The following is a 5,947-nucleotide window of genomic DNA, read 5'->3' on the forward strand; positions in this document are numbered from 1 at the left end:
TTCGGGGTGCGGGAACGCGCGCACGAGGTCGTCGCCGAGCTGCGGAGCCGGGTCGAGGCGGTGGAGGAGAACACGCCCGAGGGCGAGCCGGTGCCCGTCTTCCTCTACGACTCGGGAACCTCCGAACCCATGACCGCCGGGAACCAGGTCCCGCCGAACGACATCATCCGCATCGCCGGTGGGCGCAACATCTTCGAGGACGTCGACGCCCGCTGGAGCACCGTCGGCTGGGAGTCCGTGGTGGAGGCCGAACCGGAGGTCGTGATCATCCTCGACTACGGTGACCAGCCCGCCGAGGAGAAGATCGAGTTCCTGCGGTCCTTCCCGGCCACCACCGACCTGCCCGCCGTGGTCAACGACCGGTTCTTCGTCCTCGACTACAACGAGGGCATCAGCGGACCCCGCAACGTCGACGGCCTGGAGAAGTTCGCCGGCTACCTCCGCGACCTCGACCTCTGACCGGCAACCGCGCCACCGCCCGTCGCGTCGATGGCCGCACCGCCCCGGCCGGGGGCACGCACGTGACGACGCCGGCCGGGGCCGGCGCCACGCCGTCCCGGGACCTGGCGGCACGGCGCGCGTCGGTTTCCGAAGTCCCGGCGTGGAAGGAGGAACGGGAGCGGAGACCGGCGCGACCTCGGTCGACCCGTGCCGCGCACCGAGTACCGCGTGCCGACCGGACCGTCGACCTCCCGGGAGCCTAGCCTGGAGCGGTGGTCCTCGTGCACGTGACGGGAATGTCCGGGACAGGCAAGTCCACCGTCCTGGCCGAACTGGCCCGCCGGGGACACCGGGTGGTGGACACCGATGTCGGCGGGTGGATCGAGGAGGGGCCCGGACCGGACGGCGCCGGCCGGGAACGCCGCTGGAACGAGGAACGGCTGTCGGCGACGCTGGCCGAACACGCCCGCTCGGGCACCGCGTTGTTCGTCGCCGGGACGGTGTGGAACCAGGGGCGCTTCCGGCGGCGCTTCCACCACGTCGTGCTGCTGAGCGCGCCGCTGGCCACGATCCTGCGCCGGGTGGCCCACCGCCACGACAACCCCTACGGCCGGACCGTGGCGGACCGCCGTCGGATCGCGGCGGACACCGCCCGCGTCGAACCCCTCCTGCGGGCGAACGCGACCGCCGAGATCGACACCCGCGCGCCGGTGGCCGAGGTCGTCGCCGCACTCCTGTCCCTCACCGGACTGGCCACCACCCCGCCGGCCCGCCCACCAGCTGACCACCGGCCCGAGCACCCGCGCTGCGGCCCCGGACTCCCCTCACTCGGCGGCGAGTGAGGCCAGCAACGCGGCCAACCCCGCCGGTGCCCGCCCCACCACCCGGCTGCTGGTGATCACGGTGGCCGCCGCGTCGTAGCGGACCCGGAAACCCCCGGCGTCCAGCCGCCGCCAGAGGCCGTGGTCCTCGCCGTGCGCCACCGCGCCGAACCCGCCGACCGCCGCGAAGGCGTCCGCCCGCACCCCGAGGTTCGCCCCGTACACGTTGCCGTGGCCCTCCGGCCGGCGGGCCCGGGCCAGCACGTCCCGGTAGCGGATGCGCGCCAACCGCGAGGTCGGAGGACTGGACAACCGGGCGGTGCCCGCCACCGCGTGCGCCCCCTCCCGGCACCGGGCCACGTGTTCCGCCGCCCACCTCGGGGTGACGACGGTGTCGGCGTCGGTGTGCAACAGCAGCGTGCGCTCGGCCCGGTGTCCGGTCAGGAGGGTCCGCACCGCCTCCACCCCCAGGTCGCGCACCTCGCCGATCGTCAGCGCCGTGTCGTTGCCCACCACGACCGCTCGGCGGTGACCGGCCAGGACGCGACGGGCCACCAGCTCGGTGCCGTCGGCGCACCGGTCGGCCACCACGCACACCGCCGACTCCACACTCGCCGGCAGCGAGCGCAGCGACCCCAGCACCGACCGCAGGCACGCCCCGACGAGCTCCGCCTCGTCCCTGGCCGGGACGACGACCCCGACCGCGCCGATCACCGCCGCTCCCACACGTGCGTCACGAACTCCTCGTCCTCGTGCGCCACCAGGCACCGCAGCTCGGGGCGGGCCGCCAGGCGCCGGTGGACGTCCCGCCCGTCCCTCGGGGCCTCGGGCGCCCACGGCAGCCAGTGCGCGGCCAGCAGGTGCCCGCCTGGGCGCAGCGCGGCGACGACCCGGTCCAGGGTGGCCGTCAGATCCCGGTCGTCGAGGTAGTAGAGGATCTCGCTGAGCACCACCAGGTCCACCGGGCCGCCGGGCAGGGCCGCCGGCAGGCGACCGTCCCGGACCCGCACCCCCGGCAGGTTCGAGGTGGCGCGGCGGGCGGTGCGGACGGCCGCCGGAACGGCGTCGAAGGCGTCCACCCGGTCGCAGCGTTCCGCGAGGGCGCGGGTCAGGTGGCCGGGTCCGCAGGCGGGTTCCACCGCGTGCCCGTAGCGTTCACGCGGTAGCGCCGAGAGGAGCACCGCCCGGCGCCGCCGTTCGTACCAGCCGGTCCCGTCCCACGGGTCGTCCCGCCGTTCGTACAGCTCGACGAAGCGGTCGCGGGGGGCCGTGCGGCGCCGGGGTTCGCGGAAGAGCACCTCGCCGTCGCGGTCGAGGTGGCTGAGCATCTCCTCGTCCAGGATGGGCTCCTCGCCGCGTGGTCCAGGTTTGAGCTGGGACACGAACTCGGCGATGGCGGCGTCCCTGGTGGCGCGGTCACCTGAGGACAACGGGTGGAGAAGAGCCCGGTCCCAGGGGATCGACGGGTCCTCCGGTGCGCGCCAGTGCCACAACCAGATCGGGTAGGACCACCGGTGCGCCGCCACCGGCGCGGCGGCCGCCGCCGCCCGTCCCGCGGCCTGGTGGTCCGGGTGCGGGTCGTCGGGCCAGGGGAACAGGCACAGGTCGCTGTCGGCCATCAGCTCCCGCAACGCCGCCACCAGGTGCTCCTCGTGGTCGGCGAGCGCGCTGTCCGGCAGCCCCAGCCACACCGGGTCGACCTCGTCCAGTCCCATCCGGTCCAACGCGGCCCGCAGTTCCCGGCGGCGGGTCCCGGCCAGCTCCGCCCGTTCGTCGGCGGGGGAGCCGGGGAACGCGGCCTCGCCGTCGGTGGCGACGACCAGCACCACCTCGGTGCCCTGCCGGTGCAGGTGGCGGACGACGCCGCCCGCGCCCAGCGTCTCGTCGTCCGGGTGCGCGGCCACCACCGTGGCCCTCCTGGGAGCGGTGAGCCGGCGCTGGGGAACGCCGGCCAGCGCGGGGTGCCAGCGATCCTCCGCCGTGTGGCCGCCGGTCATCGGGCACCCCCGTCCACGACGTGCCGTCCGATCGAGGCGAGATCCCGTTCGCCGTGGTGCTGCCGGACGTAGACCTGGAGATCGGCCAGCCGCCTCGGCAGGTCGCGGTCCCGGGTCAGCCCCACCGGGCCCACGACCCGGGGGGCGCGATCGAGTACGTCCCTGGCCGTCGACTCGGCCGCCGCCCTGGCGAGATCCACCACGAGCGCGGTCCCCGCGTCCCCGGAGCCCCCGGCCCGGCCGTCGTCGAGCTCCCCGGCCGTGCGGACCAGCAACGCGTCGGTGGCCGCGATGGCGGTGCGCAGCGCGCCCAGGTGGGCGGCCTGGTGGTCGTCGACGTGACCACGATCCCGGAGGAACTCGACCACGCGATCCACCACCCCCACCGCGCCGCCCAGCCACACCGCCGCGACGCCGGCCCCACCCAGCGCGAAGCCACGCCGACGCACGTACCAACCCCGGCCGCCGACGGTCCGCTCGACGGGGACGCCGTCGAGGACCACGTCCCCGCTGTCGGAGACGTCCATGCCCACCGCCCGCCACGTCTCGGGGTGGGCGTGGACCCCCTCGTGCCCGAGGTCCACCTCGACGAGCCGCTCGTCGGCGACGACCAGGGCGCGGTCGAGCGCGCTGCTCCCCGAGCAGAAGCGGACCAGCCCGGAGGCACGGCCGTCGACCAGCTCCGCGCCCGTGCCGCCCGAGCGGGAGGCCCACACGCCGTAGAGGGCGTTCGGCTCGGGCACCGCACCGGCCTCCGCGAGGATGGCGGTGGCGTCGGTGTGGCCCTCGGCGAGACGGGCCAACACCAGGTCACGCCTGCCCAGCTCGCACAGGGCCGACCACCGGGCGGCGGTGTCCCCCTCCCCGGGGAGGGGCAGGTCAAGCGTCCCGGCGGTGACCAGGGACCGCAGCTCCTCGGCCACCGTCATGACGGTGCGGGGCTCGGCGAGACCCTTCGGTGGTAATTCGGCGACAAGGCTCCTCGGTGGCGGGTTCTCCTGGTGCATGGGAGCGGCATACCCGGTCGCCTGGTGAACTACCCGTCACCCTCCCCGTCGTGTGACACGCCACCCGACGTGGGGCAGGGTCGGCAGGCCGCCCGGAGAGGGATGACGAGGTCCGCCAGTGGCCCCCCGGTTGGTCACCGGCGTCGGCCAGCCGGGGGGCCACTGGCCCGGAACATGACCGTTCCACCGCGGGTGCCGGCACTTCACCCCATCAGGTGGTTGATCTTGGCGGAGCCGGGTGAAGGCCGCGCTGTCTGGTAGTTCTTCCGGTGCCACTCGGCGGGCTTGGCTCGCACACAGCCTGGAAGGACGTTCCGGATGACCATCCCCACCGAACCGATCGGGAGCATCCCCCGGACCCCGGAACTGCTCGCCGCGATGAGCGCGAGCGACGCCGGCGCGCTGGCAGCCGCCCAGGACGCCGCCGTCCGCGACACCATCGCCCGGCTGGAGGAAATCGGCTCCCCGGTCGTCACGGACGGCGAACAGGCCAAGCCCAGCTTCGCCACCTACCCGGTCGCCGGGCTGCCGGACCTGTCGCCGGAGGGAGTGGTGATCCCGTTCGCGGACGGCCACACCCGGCAGCTGCCCCAGCTGACCGCCGGGCCGTTCCGCTACGCCAACCACGCGGCCGACTACCTGCGCGCCGCCCGGAAGCACACGAACTCGCCGGTCAAACAGGCCGTCATCGCGCCGTCCGCGCTGAGCCTGCTGTACCCCGCCGGCGGAATCGACGGCTACCCCCGGGAAGCGTTCCTGGCGGACCTGGTGAACGAGGCGGAGGCCGACATCCGGGCCTGCCTGGACGCCGGCGCGCACGTCGTCCAACTGGACTTCACCGAAGCACGGCTGTCTCTCAAGCTGGACCCCTCCGGGGGCCTGCTGGACAGCCTCATCGCGGTCAACGACCAGGTGCTGGAGCGCCTCTCCGAGGACGAGCGGGCCGCGTCGGGCTGCACACCTCCCCCGGAGCGGACCAGGGCTCCACCCACAGCCTCGACGTCGACTACGCCGAGCTGCTGCCCAAGTTCCTCCGGTCGCGGGCGGGCACCTTCTACCTCCAGCTGGCCAGCGAGCCCGACCCGGACCGCGTGCTGGGTGTCGTCGCCGACCACCTGCCGCCAGGAGCCCGCGTCCTCGTCGGCGTGATCGACCCGCTCGACCCGGCCGTCGAGACGCCGGAGCAGGTCCGCGACCGGGTCCTCACCGCCGCCAGGTACCTGCCGGTCGACCGGCTCGGCACCTGCGACGACAGCGGCTTCGCCCCCTTCGCCGACGACACCTCCACCTCCCGGGACACCACCTTCGCGAAGATCCGCGCCCGGATCGAGGGCACCGCCCTGGCCGCCGAACAACTCGGCCTGTGAGGACACCGGGGCGGGGCCGCTCGGCTCCGCCCCCGGAACGGCACGGAGACGAGGACCTTCCCACCGCAAGTCCGCGTGCCCCCACGACCCCGACGTCGACCGCGAGCCAGCGCCCGCCTTCCGACGACTCACGCCAGCTGTGACTCGTGCCAGGTCCCGGTGAACGCGACGAGATCGCGCCGCTGCCGGGGTGGGGAGCCGGCCCCAACCGGCTCACGAACCAGGCCGAGGACGCGGTGGGGTACCGGCTGGTCGAGTCGCTCGGCCGGTGGTTCGGCGTTTCGGCTCGCGGACGGTCCACCCCCGCTCCGCCC

At 74.7% G+C, this 5,947-nt stretch carries 5 protein-coding genes and 1 pseudogene; 3 read left to right on the forward strand and 3 right to left on the reverse strand.

Annotation, left to right across the window (positions count from 1 at the left end; all coding sequences use genetic code 11):
* Both ACTIDRAF_RS0201770 and ACTIDRAF_RS26730 read left to right on the forward strand, forming a co-directional pair.
* Nucleotides 1-459 (forward strand): ABC transporter substrate-binding protein (locus ACTIDRAF_RS0201770; RefSeq protein WP_016696991.1); only part of this gene is annotated, 459 nt, incomplete at its 5' end.
* Nucleotides 460-713: 254 nt separating this feature from the next.
* Nucleotides 714-1,283, forward strand: coding sequence for an AAA family ATPase (locus ACTIDRAF_RS26730; protein ID WP_016696992.1), 570 nt, complete (start codon nucleotides 714-716; stop codon nucleotides 1,281-1,283).
* Here ACTIDRAF_RS26730 and ACTIDRAF_RS0201780 read toward each other — a convergent pair.
* Genes ACTIDRAF_RS0201780 through ACTIDRAF_RS0201790 form a run of 3 tightly spaced genes read right to left on the reverse strand, consistent with a single transcriptional unit; the run spans nucleotide 1,266 to nucleotide 4,266 of the window.
* Nucleotides 1,266-1,976, reverse strand: a complete 711-nt coding sequence (locus ACTIDRAF_RS0201780) for a glycosyltransferase family 2 protein (protein WP_157162789.1) — start codon at nucleotides 1,974-1,976, stop codon at nucleotides 1,266-1,268. The genes ACTIDRAF_RS26730 and ACTIDRAF_RS0201780 overlap by 18 nt on opposite strands.
* Nucleotides 1,973-3,259: a bifunctional PIG-L family deacetylase/class I SAM-dependent methyltransferase gene (locus ACTIDRAF_RS0201785; RefSeq protein ID WP_016696994.1), complete on the reverse strand. Its 1,287-nt coding sequence runs from the start codon at nucleotides 3,257-3,259 to the stop codon at nucleotides 1,973-1,975. The genes ACTIDRAF_RS0201780 and ACTIDRAF_RS0201785 overlap by 4 nt, the downstream gene beginning before the upstream one ends.
* Complete coding sequence (locus ACTIDRAF_RS0201790; protein WP_157162790.1) at nucleotides 3,256-4,266, reverse strand: acyl-CoA dehydrogenase family protein; 1,011 nt, start codon at nucleotides 4,264-4,266, stop codon at nucleotides 3,256-3,258. Before ACTIDRAF_RS0201790 ends, ACTIDRAF_RS0201785 begins: the two co-directional genes overlap by 4 nt.
* Before the next feature lie 318 nt (nucleotides 4,267-4,584).
* Between ACTIDRAF_RS0201790 and ACTIDRAF_RS26735 the strand changes: the two are divergent.
* A pseudogene (locus ACTIDRAF_RS26735) lies at nucleotides 4,585-5,633 on the forward strand (uroporphyrinogen decarboxylase/cobalamine-independent methonine synthase family protein).
* Nucleotides 5,634-5,947: the final 314 nt, after the last annotated feature.

Origin of the sequence: Actinoalloteichus spitiensis RMV-1378 (assembly GCF_000239155.1) — a bacterium.
Lineage (GTDB): Bacteria > Actinomycetota > Actinomycetes > Mycobacteriales > Pseudonocardiaceae > Actinoalloteichus_B > Actinoalloteichus_B spitiensis.